The 17,691-nt window shown below is 59.5% G+C and carries 12 protein-coding genes; 4 read left to right on the top strand and 8 right to left on the bottom strand.

What is annotated here, in order from left to right:
• Positions 1-267: 267 nt before the first annotated feature.
• The 5 genes from PA598K_RS27775 to PA598K_RS27795 form a co-directional block, all read right to left on the bottom strand.
• A complete protein-coding gene (locus tag PA598K_RS27775; protein WP_128660059.1) occupies positions 268-1,110 on the bottom strand; it encodes a carbohydrate ABC transporter permease in 843 nt (280 codons plus the stop codon).
• Positions 1,111-1,123: 13 nt separating this feature from the next.
• Entirely contained in the window at positions 1,124-2,005 is an 882-nt protein-coding gene (locus PA598K_RS27780) for a carbohydrate ABC transporter permease (protein WP_128660060.1), read from the bottom strand.
• Between the two features lie 84 nt (positions 2,006-2,089).
• Complete coding sequence (locus PA598K_RS27785; RefSeq protein ID WP_128660093.1) at positions 2,090-3,388, bottom strand: extracellular solute-binding protein; 1,299 nt, start codon at positions 3,386-3,388, stop codon at positions 2,090-2,092.
• A 215-nt stretch (positions 3,389-3,603) separates the two neighbouring features.
• Entirely contained in the window at positions 3,604-4,362 is a 759-nt protein-coding gene (locus tag PA598K_RS27790) for a response regulator (RefSeq protein ID WP_128660061.1), read from the bottom strand.
• The gene (locus tag PA598K_RS27795) at positions 4,359-6,320 is read right to left on the bottom strand and encodes a cache domain-containing sensor histidine kinase (RefSeq protein WP_128660062.1); all 1,962 of its coding nucleotides are present in this window, start codon (positions 6,318-6,320) and stop codon (positions 4,359-4,361) included. Before PA598K_RS27795 ends, PA598K_RS27790 begins: the two co-directional genes overlap by 4 nt.
• Positions 6,321-6,519: 199 nt before the next feature.
• On the opposite strand from PA598K_RS27795, the gene PA598K_RS27800 reads away from it, so the two are divergent.
• The 4 genes from PA598K_RS27800 to PA598K_RS27815 all read left to right on the top strand — a co-directional run bounded on the left by PA598K_RS27800 (position 6,520) and on the right by PA598K_RS27815 (position 12,366).
• Complete coding sequence (locus PA598K_RS27800) at positions 6,520-7,476, top strand: ABC transporter permease (RefSeq protein ID WP_128660063.1); 957 nt, start codon at positions 6,520-6,522, stop codon at positions 7,474-7,476.
• Between the two features lie 52 nt (positions 7,477-7,528).
• The gene (locus PA598K_RS27805) at positions 7,529-8,455 is read left to right on the top strand and encodes a carbohydrate ABC transporter permease (RefSeq protein ID WP_128660064.1); all 927 of its coding nucleotides are present in this window, start codon (positions 7,529-7,531) and stop codon (positions 8,453-8,455) included.
• Between the two features lie 77 nt (positions 8,456-8,532).
• Entirely contained in the window at positions 8,533-10,017 is a 1,485-nt protein-coding gene (locus tag PA598K_RS27810; protein ID WP_128660065.1) for an extracellular solute-binding protein, read from the top strand.
• Positions 10,018-10,122: 105 nt separating this feature from the next.
• Complete coding sequence (locus tag PA598K_RS27815; protein ID WP_128660066.1) at positions 10,123-12,366, top strand: alpha amylase family protein; 2,244 nt, start codon at positions 10,123-10,125, stop codon at positions 12,364-12,366.
• A gap of 526 nt (positions 12,367-12,892) precedes the next feature.
• Here PA598K_RS27815 and PA598K_RS27820 read toward each other — a convergent pair.
• The 3 genes from PA598K_RS27820 to PA598K_RS27830 are packed head-to-tail and all read right to left on the bottom strand — an operon-like array spanning position 12,893 to position 17,639.
• Positions 12,893-13,771: a carbohydrate ABC transporter permease gene (locus PA598K_RS27820; protein WP_128660067.1), complete on the bottom strand. Its 879-nt coding sequence runs from the start codon at positions 13,769-13,771 to the stop codon at positions 12,893-12,895.
• Between the two features lies 1 nt (position 13,772).
• Positions 13,773-14,729, bottom strand: coding sequence for a carbohydrate ABC transporter permease (locus tag PA598K_RS27825; RefSeq protein ID WP_128660068.1), 957 nt, complete (start codon positions 14,727-14,729; stop codon positions 13,773-13,775).
• A 12-nt stretch (positions 14,730-14,741) separates the two neighbouring features.
• Entirely contained in the window at positions 14,742-17,639 is a 2,898-nt protein-coding gene (locus tag PA598K_RS27830; RefSeq protein WP_128660069.1) for an extracellular solute-binding protein, read from the bottom strand.
• Between the last annotated feature and the right edge of the window lie 52 nt (positions 17,640-17,691).

The raw sequence follows: 17,691 nt of genomic DNA on the forward strand, positions 1-17,691 counted from the left end.
AACTGCACTTTTGCATTAAAATTCCGTTCGCACCCGCTTTGGAGCATAAATAAAGGTATTTTTGCAGTTAGCGATTGCGCGAGACCGAGCAACGTCTATAGTAACTGTATATCAGGAAGGTCACTTGCGCTTGAGGTGTCCGAAACGCACGGGGCACCTAGGCGCTCGGCGACGCTTAGGCCACCTGGCCGCCAGAGGGCGCCCACGGTTTCCCGGCGACGCTCGAAAGGCCCTCGTGCATCTCTCGCCTGCGGCAGCACGCCCACCTCACCCCTTCACCGAGCCGGCCGCCAATCCCTCTACGATCTGATTGCTCAGGAAGACGAAGGCGAGCAGGATCGGCAGAATGCTGATCATCAGGGTCGCGCCGATCGCCCCCCAGTCGGTGGCGTATTGACCGATGAAGTTTTGCACGCCCACCGTGAGCGTCTTCCATTCGTTGGAGCTGATGAAGGTGTTGACGAAGATGAATTCATTCCAGTTGTAGATCATGTTGATAATCCCCGTCGTCGCAACGACGGTGCCGGTCATCGGGAAGATGATCGTCAGCACGAGACGCTGCACCGAGCTGCCGTCCATAATCGCCGCCTCTTCGATCTCCCGGGGGATCGCATAGTAGAAGCCCAGCATGATGAGCACTGTAATCGGCAGGTTAAAGGCGGTGTACGACATCAGCAGCGATAGCGGCTGATCGATCAGCCGACCCTTGTCGAACAAGCTGTACAGCGGAATGAGCGTGGAATGGACAGGAATCATCATCGCCAGCATGATCGCTCCGAGCGCCAGCTTGCTGCCCTTCCATCGCATGCGGGTAATCGCGTAGGTCGCAAAGGAGGCGATGGTCACCGTCAGCAAGGTGGCGACCACCGTAATCCAGACGCTATTGATAAAGTACGTGTCGATATGTCCCGCGCTCCACACCTTGCCGTAGTTTTCCCAACGCGGCTGCGTCGGGAATGCCACCGGGTTGGCGCCGAAGATTTGCTGGTTGTTTTTGAGCGAAAACGTCAGCAGCCAATAGATTGGGAACAGCTGCAGCAGCGCGATGACGCTGAGCACGACATAAAGGATCGTTTTGCCTGCCGTCGCTTTTACAGATAGGCTATTCACCGTCGCTTCCCTCCTATGAGTATTGGATCTTGTCGTCCGAGGCCGTCGCTCTGCGGATCAGCCACGTGACGATCAGACAGATCAGCAGCAGGAAGAAGCTGACGGCGCTCGCATAGCCGAAGTCAAACGACTTGAAGGCGATCCGGTACATATACGAGGCCATCACCTCGCTGGCTCCGTTTGGTCCGCCGTTGGTCATCACATAGATCAGGTCGAAGTACTTGAGCGAGCCGACAGCGGCGAGCACGACCGTCACCTTCAGCACCTCCGAGATGAGCGGCACCTTGATGCGCCAGGCCATCTGCCACGCGCTCGCGCCGTCGATCGTCGCCGCCTCCTCGACCTCCTTGGGCACGCCCTTAAGCGCCGCGTAGTAGATCAGGATATAGAAGCCCGCATACTGCCACAGGATCGGCACGAAGATCGCCCCCAGCACCAGAGAGGGCTCCGCCAGCCACGCCGGAGTATCGGCAAAGCCCAGCCGCTCCAGGAACACATTGAGCAGACCGTTGGACGGATGATAGATTTTCAGCCAGAGCTGGGCGATCGCCACCGAGGACAGCAGCATCGGGATCAGATAGATTTTGCGCAGCAGCTGCGCGCCCTTGATCCTCGAAGCCAGCACCAGCGAGATGATCAGATAGCCGATCAGACTGAGGCAGGAAAACACAGCCAGCAGCAAGGAGTGATAGGCGCTGCTCCAGAACGCCCGGTCGCCGACCAACGTCTTGTAATTGGCCAGCCCGAGGAACTCCATCGCCTGGATGCCGTTCCATTTGTGCAAGCCATAATACGCCGTCAGGAAGATCGGTACATAGATGATCGAGCCCAGCAGGAGCAGCGCCGGCATCATATACGCTGCAATAATCCATTTGTTGGACATCATTTTGTTCATGTCGTTTCTCGCCTCCAGCCAGGTGAAAAGACCGCTCCACGCCACCCGCATGCATGGCTTTGTAGAGCAGCCTTGGTTGTTCGCCTATTTGTTGATCGCTTGCTCATGCGCCTCGGAAAATTGCTCCGGGGTCGTCTCTTTGCCGAACAGCGCCTGAATCTGATTGAGATGGACCTCGGCCGCCTCCGCCTCGAGCTGAACATCGGCATAGAGCGTGATGCTCGACGCCTGATTCATCTCATTGAACAGATCGGCATACAGCTGCGGCAGCTCCAGGCTGGCCGTATCGACCTTGGTCGCCGGGATAACGCCCGCATCGGTGACGGACTTCTCGCCCCATTTTTCCACGAAATATTTCACGAACGCCTTGGCTTCATCCTTTACCGGCGAATTCTCGGCGACGAACAAGCCAACGCCAGGACCGCCTACCCAGCTATTGCTGTCCCCTTTGCCGCCGCTGACGACAGGGAATTTGAAGAAGCCGACTTTATCCTTGAACTCCTGCGGGATGTCGGGATTGGCCGTAAAGTTGGCCAGCTCCCATGTCCCCATCAGGTACATCGCAGCCTGCTCGTTGTAGAAGTCCGCCTTGCCTTCGTCGTTGGACAAGCCGTTGAAGCCTTTGTTAAAAGCGTTCAGGTCGACCAGATGCTGCACCTCGCCCGCTGCTTGCAGCAGACTGTCCTGCATATACGATTCCTCGCCCGCCAGCGCCTTGGAGAACAACTCCTGCCCGGCAATCCGGTCCGCCAGGTACATATACCAGAGCGATCCGGTCCAGCGATCCTTATTGCCCAGCGCGATCGGCGTTACGCCCTGATCGGCTAGCGTCTGCACGACGTTGAGGAACTCCTCGTAGGTCGTTGGCGCGGTCAGATTATGATTGGCGAAAATCTCCGTATTGTAATAGATCGGCGCGATGTTGAACTCCAACGGCAGCCCGTAGGTGCTGCCCTCGATCGCAAAGGCGTCCGTCGTCCCCGCCACGAACTGATCGCCGAGCCCGTCGCCCAGCACATCGTCAAGCGGTGCGAACAGCTTGCCCTCCACATACGGCTGCAGGAAGCCTGCCGACCACGTGACGCCTACATCCGGCAAGGAGTTGGACGTCGACAACACCTTCAGCTTGTTTTTGTACTGCTCGTTGTCGAGCACCTCCATCTTGATCGTCACGCCGGCATGCTCATCCTCGTATTGCTTGACGATCTCGCTGACCACCTTGCTCTGCGCCGCCGACACCCCTTCCGGCCACAGATGCATAAAGCTGATCGTCACCGCCTCATTGGCGCCCTGCTTGCCGCCCTCAGCTTGCGTGTTGCCTCCGGTTGCTCCGCCAGTATTGTCGTTGGAGCCGCTGGAGCACCCCGCCGCTACCAGCGCCATAGCTAGCGCGAACAAGCCTAGTTTCTTTTTAATTTTCACTTAAAGATACCCCCTCACTGAAATCGCTTGCAGCTCTATTGTATCGGGAATATCGGCGTCTGTATGGACACATCGATTAGGGAAAACTCCACTTTTGTTAGATTGTTCCAGACCCCGTCGACGGCTATGGAACAGCCCCTCAGGAACAGTTCTTGCGGGCAATAGTCCTCTGCCGCTTAGCGCTGCTTGCGGAACTGCGCCGGACTCAGCTGCTCGTGCGCGCGGAAGACGCGAATGAAATAACGGTCGGTCTGATAACCGGTCTGCTCGGCGATCTCCTGAATCGATAGAGAGGTCGTGAGCAGCAACCGCTTGGCGAGCTGCATACGCTGCCGCGTCACATAGTCGGAGAAGCTGATGCCTATCTGCTCCTTGAAGAGCTGGCTGAAATAGTTGGCGTTCATCGGCAGGAGTCCGGCCAACTGCTTGGCGGAAATCGGCTCGCTAAGGTTCGCGCGCACATAATCGAGCGCCTTGTTGATCTCGGGATGGCTTGCTCGTTGTTGTAACTCTGCGAGCCGGATGTCCGTCACCTTCTTCATCTGCTCCTGCGCCTGTTTGTCCGCTCTGCGCTCTAGCGCTTTGTGCAGAGCGGCGAGGATTTCCTTTTTGGCCAGCGGCTTCAGTAAATAATCGACCGCCTCGAGCTGGATCGCCTGCTGCGCATAAGCGAACTCGGAATAGCCCGAGATAAAGATGCAATGCGGCTTATGCTCGACAGTGCTCAGCTGCTCCACGACCTCCAGCCCCGTCAGACCGGGCATCCGAATATCGGAGATCAACACGTCGACCGGCTGCTGCCGCAGCAGCTCCAGCGCCTGGACGCCGTTGTCCGCCACCGCGATATGATAGCTCTCCGTCAGCCAGCCCTCCAGCACGCGCTTGATCCCCTCGCGGGTGCGCGGTTCATCGTCTGCGATCAAGATGCGGATCATCCCTGTTCCTCCCTCCTGTACCTCGGTATGCGGAAGCCCACCCTCGTCTCTTGCTGCGAGCTGACAATATCCAGCCCGCGATGGGCGCTGCCGTAATACAGCTTTAACCGCTGATGCGTATTTTTGAGCCCGACCCCGAGATGCCCCTCCTGCGTGTCGTGCAGATGAGACGCGCCCTGCGCCAGCTCGTGCATGAGCTTGTGCAGCCGATCGCTCGTGAAGCCCGGTCCATTGTCGATGACGGCGATCTCCAGCTCGTCCGCTCCGACAGGGACTGCTCCGGCGACCACGTCCGCAGGGAGGGTCTCCGCTACAGCCCCAGCCGCTTCGACCTCTGACGCATGGACAGGACCAGCGCCAGTCGCAACCGCCTCGACCTCTGACGCGCGGGCAGGATCATCGCCAGCCGCTGCCGCTTCGACCTCAGACGCGTGGGCAGGACCAGCGTCAGCTACGGCGGGGCCAGCGATATGGCTGACGCGGATGACCAGCTTGCCGCGATTCATGCTGCGCTCGATGCCATGCTCGATCGCATTTTCGATGATCGGCTGGATCATCAGCTTCGGGATCGGCACCTGCCTGGACGTCTCGTCGCACTGGATCTCCCATGCGAAGCGATCCATCAGCCGCATCTTCATAATCCGCAGATACCGCTCCGCATGCTCCAGCTCATCGCCGACCGTCACCCACTGATCGCTGTCCTGCTTCGTGATGACATAGCGGAATACCCCGCTCATCGCGACGACGATCTCCGCCAGCTCGTCCTGCCCCTGCTCCTCCAGCTCCCAATAAAAGGCCTCCAGCGTATTAAACAAGAAATGAGGGTGAATCTGGGCCTGCAACGCCTTCAGCTCGGTTTTGCTCTGCAAAATCTCCTTCTCATAGACGACCTGAATAAGCGCCTGTAGCGAATCGACCATCTGATTGTACGTATGGTTCAGCTCCGCCAGCTCGATCGTATTGCTCTTCGCCTCGATAGGCTTCAGCCCGCCCAGCCTGGCCCCGTGCATGGCGCGGATCAGCTGCAGGATCGGTCGGCTGATCCGCTCGGCGATCAGGTAGCTCAGGATGAGGAACAGCACGCTGCTCGCCAGGAACGCGATCAGAATCGTCGAACGCAGCAGCGCCAGACCTTCGGTCGCCTTGCGCACCGGCGTCAAGATGCTCAGCTCCCAGCCTGTGAGCGACAGACTGCGCTTGACATTAAAGTATCGTTCGCCCTCGATATCCACTACGTCCAGCGCCCCTGTAGCCATCGGCAAATCCAGCGCATGCCCGGTATTCGTAAAAATGACGTGCCCTAACGAATCCGTCAACCAGACGTAATCGCTCTGGTCGCCTCGCCGCGTATTCGTCAGCGCAGGCAGATCGAATAGCGACAAATCGACATGTACGACCAGATAGCCGACATGCTGGAACGATTGATTCATCAGCCGGATGTTGCGCATCGTGACGAGACTGTCCGGGTAATCCTCGCTGTACGTAGCCCATACCAACCGCCCCGCCAGTTTGTCGGCCTGCTGCACCCATTCCTCGTCATACCGCTCCTCCAGACGCTCGTCCCCGAGCGGCAGATAGCTCTCATGCGCCAGATTATAGATTTCGATCGCCCGGATGCCTTGCTGGTACGCCTCCAGCTTCCGCACCTCCTGCTGGAGCAGCTGCAGCTGATCGAACCCGGCGCGCTTGCCCAGATAGCTGTCCTGCAGCAGGGCTTGCACCATAGCATTGGTCGCGACCTGCGAGGAGAACGTGTCGATCTGCTTCATGAGCAGCTCCACATTGGCGATCGCCTGCACCGCCGTATTATCCATGTGCTGCTCGGCATTGCTCTGCAGCAGCCGACTGACCTGTGAGTTGATATAGATGCCCACAGTTACCAGGATCAACAGCATGACGCCCGCATACAGCACGAACATTTGCTTGCGAAACGTGTTCAGCCTCCACCACCCTTGCATGATCACTCCCCGCTTCCATATCCACAAAACTTTACTCTATGCCCCTTATTTTCCAACCGCTCTCCATCTGATTGTATTCTCCCTGTCCGCTCGACACAACATCAAAGTACCAAAAAAGGATATGAGCCTCTCCTACTTTTCGCCCCCGTTCCGCGCTAGTATTTTCAGTAACAAGATTTCACCAGGAGAGGAGAAGACGATGGAGCCTGCACCGAACACCATGCCCCGCAAGCGGAGCAAAGGAGGTTATCTGCTCCGACTGCTGCTGGATATCCGCCGCGAGTGGGATTTGTACCTGCTGCTTGTACCCGGCATTTTATTCTTGCTGCTGTTCAAGTACACGCCGATGTACGGCATCATCATTGCATTCAAGGACTTCAACATCTTCGCCGGCTTCGCAGACAGCCCGTGGGTAGGCGGCAAGCACTTCGCCAAGCTGTTCACGTCACCGGACTTCGCCATCGTGCTGCGCAACACGATCATCATCAGCCTGCTGAAGATCGTCATCCTGTTCCCGCTGCCGATCATCATCGCGCTGATGCTCAACGAGCTGCGCAAGATGGTATTCAAACGAACCGTGCAGACGATTATCTACCTGCCCCACTTCCTGTCGTGGGTTATCGTGGCTGGCCTGTTCATCGACCTGCTGTCCACCGACGGCGGACTCGTCAACAAGCTGCTGAACTCGCTCGGATTGCAGCAGATTTCATTTTTCCTCGACAACAGCGTCTTCCGCAGCGTGCTGATCACCTCGGCCGGCTGGAAGGAGACGGGCTGGAGCACGATCGTCTATCTGGCCGCGTTCTCCATGATCGACCCGTCGCTGTACGAGGCCGCCAAGATGGACGGCGCCAGCAAGCTGCGCCAGCTCTGGCACGTCACGCTGCCGGGAATCGCGCCGATCATCGTCCTGATGTTCATCCTCCGTCTGGGCAACATCCTCGAGGCAGGCACCGAGCAGATCCTCGTCATGTACAACCCGGTCGTCTACAAGGTATCCGACGTCATCGGCACGTACGTGTACAGGATGGGACTAGGCAATCAGGATTACAGCTTCACCACCGCCGTCGGCATGTTCGAGGCCGTCATCTCGTTTACGCTCGTGATCGTCGGCAACTCGCTCAGCCGCAAATATTTGCAGCGCGGCATCTGGTAGATATGCTTCCGAAGCGAGTTTTCCTTCGGAAAACTTTTAGGAGGGAGTGCGTATGAGCAACTTAGAGCAAGCAAGTCCGAGCAACGCCGCGGCGGGCGCTTCGGTCGGCATCAAGATGTCGGTCGGCGAGAAGCTGTTCGCCGCGTTCAACTACACGTTTTTTATCCTGATGAGCATCATTACGATCCTACCCTTCCTCAATCTGATCGCCAAGTCGTTCAGCAGCGAGGAGGCCGTCATCGCCGGACGGGTCGGCCTGCTGCCGATCGGCTTCCAATGGGGCACGTACCAGTATGTGCTGCAGGACAACATGTTCCTCAACGCGCTGAAGATCTCCATACTGCTGACCGTCATCGGCACCGCGCTCAGCCTGCTGCTGACGACGATCACCGCCTACCCGCTTTCCAAGCCGAGACTGCGGGGACGCAAAGGGCTGCTGCTCCTATTCATCTTCACGATGCTGTTCAGCGGCGGCCTGATCCCGACCTATCTGCTCATGCAGAATCTCGGGCTGGTCAACACGCTGCCGGTGCTGTTCCTGCCGGCGATGGTCAACGTCTTCAACATGCTGATCATCAAAAACTACTTCGAAGGCTTGCCCGACGCCCTCGAGGAGTCGGCCAAGCTGGACGGCGCAGGCAACTTCCGCATCCTGCTGATGATCATCCTGCCGCTGTCGACGCCGGTCATGGCGACGATCGGCCTGTTTTTCGCCGTCGCCTTCTGGAACGACTACTTCGCCTCGATGATCTACATCACCAACCCGGCGTTGAAGCCGCTCCAGCTGTATCTCAAGGAGCTGTTCGTCTCCTCGACGGGCGACTTCCTGAAGGACAACATCGACGCTGCGCTCAACACGACGCCGCAGTCGATCCAGGCTTCCTCGATCCTGCTGGCGACCGTACCGATCTTGCTCGTCTATCCGTTCCTGCAGAAGTATTTTGTCAAAGGCGTGCTGGTCGGCTCGGTCAAAGGTTAAACGTGTTGCCCGGACGGTCCTCAAGTGGAGCCTACGGGCACGGATCGACCACAATATAACTTTTAGGGGGAAATTGTATGAAGAAGAAATCTAGTCTGCTCACGCTTGCACTGGGCGTAAGCCTCGCGGTCACTGGCTGCAGCGGCGGCTCGACGCCGTCGAACACGCCTGCTAACGGCAACACACCGGCGGACAGCGACAAAAAGGCCGATCTGAAGATGATCATGCAGTACAGCCGCTTCGATGCCAATACCGACTACACAGCCAAGTACATCGCGGAGAAAACCGGCTACAACATCACTTACGATATGCTGCCGGCCGAGAATGCCGACGAGAAGCTGAACCTGATGGTGGCCAATAAAGAGAGCTTCGACCTGATGAAGCTGAATGCCGCCCAGTTCTACAATCTGGCTACCGCGGGCGCGCTGGAGCCGCTCGACGAGCTGATCGAGGCGCACGGCAACCATATCAAAAACGCCATCAAGCCCGAGTCCTGGAACAGCGCAACGATCAACGACCAGATCTTCGCGCTGCCGGAGACCGGCGCAGGCGTCAGCATCGGCGAGGAGCTGGTCATCCGTCAGGACTGGATGGAGGAGCTCGGCCTGGAGATGCCGACGACAACCGATGAGCTGTATGATGTGCTGGTCGCGATCCGCGATGCCAAAAAAATCGTGCCGCTGACTGGCAGCAACGATACGATCTATGGCGATATCGCCGCAGCCTTCGGCGTGCTGACCGAGTGGAAGGAAGTCGACGGCAAGCTGATGCACCGCGCCGAGCTGCCAGAGATGAAGGACTTCATCGGCTACATGAACAAGCTGTACACCGAGGGTCTGCTCGACACCGAGATGCCAATTAATACAGCGGCCAAAGCGATCGAGAAATTTTCCAGCGGTCGCGCCGGCGTCTACAAGCTGGCCTGGTGGAACGCAGGCAATACGATCAACGCGCTGAATGATAACAATCCCGACGCCAAGGTAACGCCGATCCCTTATCTGAAAAACAAAGACGGCGAAGTCCAGGTCGGCGCGCTGGCGAATACAAGCTGGTTTATCGCGATTCCGAAATCGTCCAAAAATAAAGACGACGCCATGAAGCTGCTCAACGCCAAACTGGAGCCGGAGACATTCAAGGGGATGGCGATCGGCGAGGAAGGCGTGCACCACGAGGTGAAGGACGGCAAGTACTTCCCGATCCTGCCGAAGTTCAACGACGATCTGAACAACGCGAGCTCCTTTATGACAGCGGTCGACGAAGTGAACTACCCGACCTTCTGGCAGGCCCGCGTCCGCAAGGACCCGACGCTGCAATCGTACTATGAGCAGTTCCAAGCCAACGCCGAGGGCGTAGTCGTCGTCGATCCGATGTCGACAGCGCCGCCGATCGAAGCGGTATCGAAAAACATGCTGAAGCTGAACAAGCTGCTCGACGACAATGTGCTGAAGTTCATCGCAGGCTCCGAGCCACTGGCGAACTATGACCAATTCCTCGCCCAATGGCACGCCGAAGGCGGCAAGGACATGGTCGAGGCAGCCAACGAATGGTTCGCTTCGAAGTAATCGCAAGACACGCCAACAGAGAAGGATTCGCCCAAGGCGAGTCCTTCTTCTGGCGTTGCAGCGGCTGCATGGATGCGGCCGGATGAAGAGGAGGAATGATGCAACATGAGCAACCAAGCTACTCCAGCGGTGCTGGGCCTGGAGATCGAGGCTGCGCCCGAGGATATTACGATTACGGTAGAGGGTATCCGCAAGCCCTTGACCGCGCTTGATCCGGGCGAGCCGATCGCGCCGGGGCCCGGATTGACCGTATACACCAGCGCCTATGGCGGTACGATACGTCTGCCGGCCTCATGTGCCGCCGTCCAGGTCGCTGCCGATCTGAGCGTGCTGCAGGTGGTGCGTCCCGAGCGTCATATCTCCTCGCCGCTATGGCGCGAGGCAGGCACCATACGTCTCATCATCCCAAGGGGCGGCCTGGTGCTTGTCGCTCTCGGCGAGGATGGCGCCCATGACGAGGCCCGTCAATACCTCGAGAGCCGCTTCAAGCCCGGCGACCGCCTCAAGCTTCGCAAGCATGGCGAGCTCATCGCGATCGGCGAGCTGACGTGCGGCAACCATCCGCAGATCGTCCTCGATCGGCATGCCATGTTCAGCACAAGCGAGCCGCGCACGACGATCACCGGCACTATCCGGCGACTGCCGCGAGGCACGTCGGTCGAGCTGCGGCTCGACGGCCAGCACGTCGTCATCCGGGAGGACGGTACTTTCTCGGCAACCTGCGCCCTCTCTCCCGGCGCCAACTATGTCGGGCTCGCGCTCGCCGCCGAAGGCCAGACCCTCGACCGGTCCGAGCTGGCGATCTTCTGCCGCCATGGCTTGGAGCGTCTGGCGGAGCGGTATGCGTCTGCCGAAGACAAGGCGGCTGCGACCTCGGAGTTAGGCGAGAGTACGGACGGAGATGGCAATCCGGACGGAGCGATCATCCAACAGCAAAAGGAGGCAGCGCGGACGGATACGTCAGCCGGACGCGCGGATGGCGGCGAACGCAGCGGGGCGGCACGACAGTCCCAAGGTGAGCAGAGGTCGCCAGCTGACTTACGAGGATCGCTAGGTGACGTGCAAGCCTGGGACATCGAAGCGGCGGGGACGACCTTGCCCGCCGATGGCGCTGCTCGTGCCCAACAATCCGATGCCGGGCAAGGAGGCTCGCGCCAGCGTCCCGAGGTCATCCTCTGGGTGGACCAGGGCGCGAACAGCCGCCGCTTTCAGTCGCCGGAGCAGGTGGAGACGTTCCTGCGGCAGGCCCGCTCGGCCGGCGTGACGATGATCGTGCTCGATGTGCTCGGGGTGGAGGGCTTCGTCACGTACCGCAAGACGACCCTCACCGGCCGCCCACACGCGAGCCGCATCCGGGCGGCCAAGAAGGCCGGCGCTCATCCAGAGCTCGACCTGCTAGAGCTGTTCGTCGCATACGGCCATCAGTTGGGCCTGCGCATCCATGCCTCGATTAACGTCTTCGCGGAAGGCTCGATCCTGTACGGCGAATACGGCGTCTTGAACGAGCATCCCGGATGGGAGGAGCAGCTGCGCTCTCCTGGCGATGGCGGCGAGATCAAGCGTCAGCGGGAGAGCGCCGACCCAGGCGTCGTCGCCTTCGTCAATCCGGCGCATGACGAAGCGCGCGCGTACCAGCTGCGCACCTTCGAGGAGATCATGACGAACTACAAAGTCGACGGCATCGTCCACGATCGAAGCCGCTACGACAACGAATACGCCGACTTCAGCGAGACGTCGCGCATCAAGTTCGAGGCCTTCCTAGCCGCCCGGGGCAAGCGGCTACGGCACTGGCCGGACGATATCTATGTCTACGCGGCAGATATGCGGATCAATGGACCGCTGCTGCAGGACTGGTGGGAATTCCGGGCTGAGACGATCACCAGCTTCCTCGCCGAGACGCGTGAGCTCGCTGACGCCTGCAGCCGATCTACCGGGCGACGCATCGAGATGTCAGCTTACGTAGGCTCCTGGTATGAGCGCTACTATGAGCACGGGGCCAACTGGTGCAGCCCTCGCTTCCAGCCGGATGCCCGCCTTAGCCTGGAGCCAGCGCCTCTTTACACACCATCCTATCTCCGCACCGGCTACACCGACCATCTGGACTTCCTGATCATCGGTGCTTACCAGCAGACGGCGGGCGAGATCGACAAGTATGTGACGCAGGCGCAGATCGTCACGATGGGCGAGCTGCCGATCTACACCGGTCTGGCTGTAGGCCAACTGGCCGGTACGCCGCTGCTCGCGGAGGCGTGTCGGCTCGCACTCCAGCGCAGCGACGGGATCATGCTGTTCGACGCCTCGCATATCGACGATTGGGGAACGTTGCGGGCTGTGCTTGGGCAGGAGTAGGCATTGGCGCGATTAACCCGACGTGTTGATGTAACTCTATATTCTAGAGTTATTCGGCCTACGGGACGTCCGACGCACCACTGTAACTCTACTTTCTAGAGTTATTCGCATCACAGACCGACCAGCGCGCCGCCGTAACTCTACTTTCTAGAGTTATTAGGGCTTCGTACCACCCGGAGCACCGCTCTAACTCTACTTTCTAGAGTTATTACGGCCTCGGATCGCCCGACGCACCGTTTGTAAGCCGCCGCCGTTGCCGTAACGCTCGCCACAGCGCTTATTTGCGTGTTTTTGCGCTTCCCGACAACGTAACGCTTGCCACGGCGCTTATTTTCAAAAAATTGACCTCTTAGGCGCTGTTTTGTCCAAATAAGCTCGCTGGCGAGCGTTAGCCTGCGGGTCGCCGCCTTTTGGGCCAAATAAGCTCCTTGGCGAGCGTTAGGATTATGGCCGCCTACAGTCCGTGTCCGTGAACCCCCTAGGCTACAGTGCGCTAGTCCTTCATACCGGTAGTCGCCATCGTGTACTAATCTTTCATACCGGAGGTCGCCATCGTCTGGATGACACTGCTCTGCGAGACGATGAACAGGCTGATCGGCACGATCATGATGACCAGCGCCACCGCCGCGCCGACCCCGGCCCGGGCGATCCCGCCCTGGATGATCTGGCTGAGGGCGTAGTTGAGCGGTTTCAGATTCTCGCTGTAGATGAAGTTGCCGCCATCGGTGCCCCAGAGCGCCGGGAACTGCAGGATCATCAGCGTCAGCCAGGCTGGCTTGACGTTGGGCATGATGATCGTCCAGAAGATCCGGTATTCGCTCGCCCCGTCGATCTTGGCCGCCTCCAGCAGCGCGTCGGGGATCTGCTCCATGAATTGCTTCATCAGGAACAGCCCCAGCGAGAACGCCAGCGACGGGACGATGATCGCCGCATGCGTGTTGATCCAGCCGAGCCACGACATCACCATATAGTTCGGGATGGCCGTGACATGCGGCGAGAACATGAGCGAGAGGACGACGATGGTGAAGAGCATCTTCGATCCCGGGAACCGATACTTGGCGAGCGGATACGCCGCCGCCGAGGCGAGCAGGATATGGCCCGCCGTGCCGACGCTCGTGATCAGCAGCGTATTGGCGATGTAGCGGGAGAATGGCACCCACGAATTGCCCATCAACGCGACCAGATCGTAGAAGTTATCGAACGTCGGATTGTTGACGAAGAAACGCGGCGGGAAAATAAACAGCTCATCGAGCGGCTTGAACGCATTGTTGACCGTGTAGACAAGCGGCAGCACCATAAAGGAGCCGAAGACGGCCAGCAGACCGAATAACAGAAAGCTGACGGAGAACGAGCGGTTCAATCGCCGCTTGCCCAGACGGAACGTTCCGAGCACCTTGGTCGACATCTCATTCCCCTACCTTTCGTAGCAATTTCTGCGTCATGATGTTGGTGCCGAGCATGAGGCCGAACAGCACCGTCGCGATCGCCGACGCATAGCCCATCTCGAAGCGAATCGTACCGAAGTCCATCAGATGCGTCACCACCGTATGCGCGGCGTAGTTGACGCTCGGGAAGCCGGCGAGCGCGATCGAGATGTCCGCCACCGCGAACGCTGCGGTAATCTGCATGACCGCGCCAAACATGAGCTGCGGCTTCATCGAAGGCAGCGTGATGTACCACAGCTCCTGCCAGCGGTTTTTGATGCCGTCGACCGAGCCCGCCTCGACCAGCGTCTTGTCGATCGTCTGCAGCCCGGCGATAAAGGCCAGGAAGCTGGTGCCCAGACTAAGCCACAGCTGGACGATGATGACGATCGTCAGGATATATTTCTCATCCTGCAGCCACTGGATCGGCTCGAGGATGAAGCCGACCCGCATCAGGAAGCCGTTCAGGTAGCCGTAGCTGTCGCCGGAGAAGATGATCAGCCAGATGAAGAAGACGTTGCCCGAGATCGACGGCGCATAGAACACCAGCGTCATAAAGGCGCGTATCTTCGGTGACAGCTCGTTGATGATCCAGGCGAACAGGAAGCAGGCGACATAGCTGATCGGTCCGGTGATGACGGCGAACAGCAGCGTATTTTTGAGCGCAACCAGGAACACGTCATCGTTCAGGAACAGCCGCGCATAGTTTTGCCAACCGATGAAGCGCGGGAACTCCAGCATATTGAAGTAGAAGAAGCTCAGCAGCAGCGACATCGCCACCGGGATAACAGTAAAGGCGAAAAAGATCAGCATGAACGGACTCATCAGCACGTACAGATGCCTGTTGACGTGGAGCTGCTTTCGGAGCAGCGCCCAGCGGGAGGTCTTCTCCGCCGGGACGGCGTAGACGGCCGCATTATCGGTTCTTTCGGCTTGCAACGTATTCCCTCCCTACTGGACAGGCAGATCGAACTCCTGCCGCTTGATGGTGATCTCATCGTTGATGTAGACGATGTAGTCGTTCAGCGCCTCGCGCGGATTTTGGGCCGCATTGACGACGCGACGGAAGGCATTGTCCAGATGACGGCCGGTGAAGTAGCCGCCAGGGATCTGCGGGATGCCCTGCACCCACTGCCATTGCGCCTCCAGATTGCGGTAGTCCTTGACCGGCCAAGGCAGCTGCTCGAGCGCCTCGATGTTGGCGGTCGGGTAGCGGGCAGCGGCGCCCATCAGCCCTTCCATCTCGCGGCCGTAGTCGATCTGCGTCTGCTTCTCCGTCCACCACTTCATGAACTCCCAGGCTGCTTCCTTGTCCCGAGCATTCTCCAGCATCAGGACGGCGCTGGTCGAGCTGGCGACTTCATGCGTCACCTGGCCGTCCGCTTGCTTGGTCCCCGGCACGATCGTGAAGTCCCACAGATTGCGGATCTCCGGCGCCATGACCGTGAGCATGTTGTAGGTCGTATAATCGGCGATGCCGATCGGCATCTCCCCGGTCCGGAACCGGTTCGGGAAGTCGGCCCGCAGCGGGAACTTGTAGTTGGTATAGAACTGTGACCATCGTCTGAACGCCTCCATCGAGATCTCCGAGTCGAGCGCGCTCGACATATGATTCTCGCTGTAGAACTCGCCGCCGTTCTGATACAGCAGCATTGCGAAGGTGGCATTGGGCACCAGCGCCGCATTGTTGATCGTATCCTCGATCGGCAGGAAAAACTCCATGTTGTGCTTTTGCAGCACCGAGATCATCGCGTACACGTCATCCCACGTCTTGGGCGGCGTCAGGCCCAGCTCCGCGAGCACATCCTTGCGGTAGAACAGCATCGGGAACAGCTGCTGCTCGGGCAGCGCATAGACGCCGTCGCTGTACCGATAAGGCGTGAGCGCGCTCTCGCGGAACCGCGTCGCGACATCCTCGAAGTCCGGGAAGACGCTCAGGTCGGCCGCCGCCTTGCGCATCGCGTAGTTGACCGGCACATCCTCGCCCATCTGCATCGCCACATCCGGCCCTTGGCCCGCCAGCGTCGCCGGCAGCAGGATGTTCGGCGGCACGAGCCGCAGGCTGACGGAGATGTTGGTGTTCGGCGTGAACGAATCGTCGATCAGTCCCTTGAGCACCTGCGCCTGGTCGCGTCCGGTCGTGATCCAGACGGTGATGGCGCGCTGCTTTTCCTCGATATTGCCGATGCTGTCGTAGTCCTCCGTGTAGGAGGCGACATACGCGCCCAGCTCATGACGGGTCTTCTGCAGCAGCGTCGCCTCGGCCGGCGGCAGCTCCGCGCCCGGCGTCGAGACGATCAGATAGTCGAGCGACAGCGGCTGCTCGCGCACGGTAAGGATCCAGGTGCCAAGACCGCCGACATTGATCTTGAAGCTGTCGAGCCGTCTGGCGACGGTCTCGGGCCGTTCCGTCATGTCGGTGAGCTGGCGTACGAGCGCATGCAGCACCGCGACCTTGTCGCTCGCCTCGCCCGTCACCTCCTCCAGATAATCCGCCACCGAGCCGATGATCTCCGCCTGCTCGCGGAACAGCTCCGTCATCTCCGGGATGCGGCGCTCCAGCTGATAGTCACGGAGCGGATCAGGGTTATTGGACGTGATCATAAGGATCTTGCGGTACATCTCGTTGAGCGCCAGCACGCTCGACTCGACGGTACGGAGCAGCGGCGCGATATCGCCGAGCGTCACCGTCATCCGCAGCCGATGCTTGCCTGCCGTCAGATGGAACAGATACGGCTCCTCTTCCCCTCCGAGCACATCGGTCTGCCAGTTGGTGTTGTGATTGAAGCGCAGCCGCTTCATCTCCTCGAACGGGTACTCGCCGTCGATCATCAGACTGCGCGTCGAGTAGATGCCGCGGAGCTGATCCTGCTTGCGCTTGAGCGCGATCTGGTACAGTCCGTCCTCCGGCACCTCGATCTCCCACTCGATCCATTGACCGGGGATCTTCCAGTTAAGACCGCCGATGCTGTTGATCCGGATCTTGGACACATCGTATGGCTCGACGGTCGGCGAGGAGCGATCCGACTCGGGATAGAGCGTCGGCGCCGACTTCACGAGTGCGTCCTCGGCCTGGATCTGGATGAACTGCCCTGTCGCCGGCTGCAGGCCCTGCGCCTCGTACTCGGCCTTGACCTCCTCGTACGTCTGGAGCCCGGTGCGCTGATAGATCTCGATGTAGTCGATGACCATCGGCTCCCGCTGCGCCTCCAGCGCGATCGTCCGCGTCCCCTCCTCGAGGTAGAACAGGTACGGGTCCTCATAGTAGCCCTCGCTGTCCCTCAGGTCGGCGAGCTGCCACTGCGGACGCTCGATCTGGCGGGGGCGCAGATCGTTGCCGCGATCGTCGCGGCGGATATAATCCTCGCGATTGTCCCACACCCGGTCGAACAGCAGCAGATCGGCGCCTCGGAACGGCAGCTTGCCGTCGATCGTCAGCACCCGCTCGATCGAGGAGCTCTTGCCTGCGATCGGGTAGTAGTGGATGCGGATGTTGTACATGCCGGTGGCCGGCACCTCGACCTGCCACTCGATCTTGCCGGTCTCGGGCGTCAGCACGGTCTGGCCAGACGCGCCCATATACTGGTCGAGGACCTCGAACTCGCCGTCCGCCGTCTCCGCGAACTCGACGGCCGGGATACGGATCGTCGCCTCTGGACGACCGGCCCCGATATGGCTGTTGTAGTAGTCATCGTAGCTGTCTTCGCCCGCCGAATCCGATACCGCCTCAAAATCGGCCCGCGCCTGCACCTGCCAAGGCTCGGAGCGTTGAGACGGCCAGGCCCAAAGCGAGACGAGAAGGGCACAGGCGAGCAGGATGATGGTGTATGTCTTCCAACGACGCTTCATGGTTTACCTCCTAACCTGTAGGCAAAGTACACAGTCCCCATTTCGAAGAATC

The sequence above is a fragment of the Paenibacillus sp. 598K genome (assembly GCF_003851045.1).
Lineage (GTDB): Bacteria > Bacillota > Bacilli > Paenibacillales > Paenibacillaceae > Paenibacillus_D.

Excerpts from the sequence above, each read along its gene's own strand:
- PA598K_RS27830 (WP_128660069.1), bottom strand. The coding sequence starts at position 17,639 with ATGAAGCGTCGTTGGAAGACATACACCATCATCCTGCTCGCCTGTGCC.
- PA598K_RS27780 (WP_128660060.1), bottom strand. The coding sequence starts at position 2,005 with ATGAACAAAATGATGTCCAACAAATGGATTATTGCAGCGTATATGATG.
- PA598K_RS27795 (WP_128660062.1), bottom strand. The coding sequence starts at position 6,320 with ATGCAAGGGTGGTGGAGGCTGAACACGTTTCGCAAGCAAATGTTCGTG.
- PA598K_RS27820 (WP_128660067.1), bottom strand. The coding sequence starts at position 13,771 with ATGTCGACCAAGGTGCTCGGAACGTTCCGTCTGGGCAAGCGGCGATTG.
- PA598K_RS27800 (WP_128660063.1), top strand. The coding sequence starts at position 6,520 with ATGGAGCCTGCACCGAACACCATGCCCCGCAAGCGGAGCAAAGGAGGT.
- PA598K_RS27785 (WP_128660093.1), bottom strand. The coding sequence starts at position 3,388 with ATGGCGCTGGTAGCGGCGGGGTGCTCCAGCGGCTCCAACGACAATACT.
- PA598K_RS27790 (WP_128660061.1), bottom strand. The coding sequence starts at position 4,362 with ATGATCCGCATCTTGATCGCAGACGATGAACCGCGCACCCGCGAGGGG.
- PA598K_RS27805 (WP_128660064.1), top strand. The coding sequence starts at position 7,529 with ATGAGCAACTTAGAGCAAGCAAGTCCGAGCAACGCCGCGGCGGGCGCT.
- PA598K_RS27815 (WP_128660066.1), top strand. The coding sequence starts at position 10,123 with ATGAGCAACCAAGCTACTCCAGCGGTGCTGGGCCTGGAGATCGAGGCT.
- PA598K_RS27810 (WP_128660065.1), top strand. The coding sequence starts at position 8,533 with ATGAAGAAGAAATCTAGTCTGCTCACGCTTGCACTGGGCGTAAGCCTC.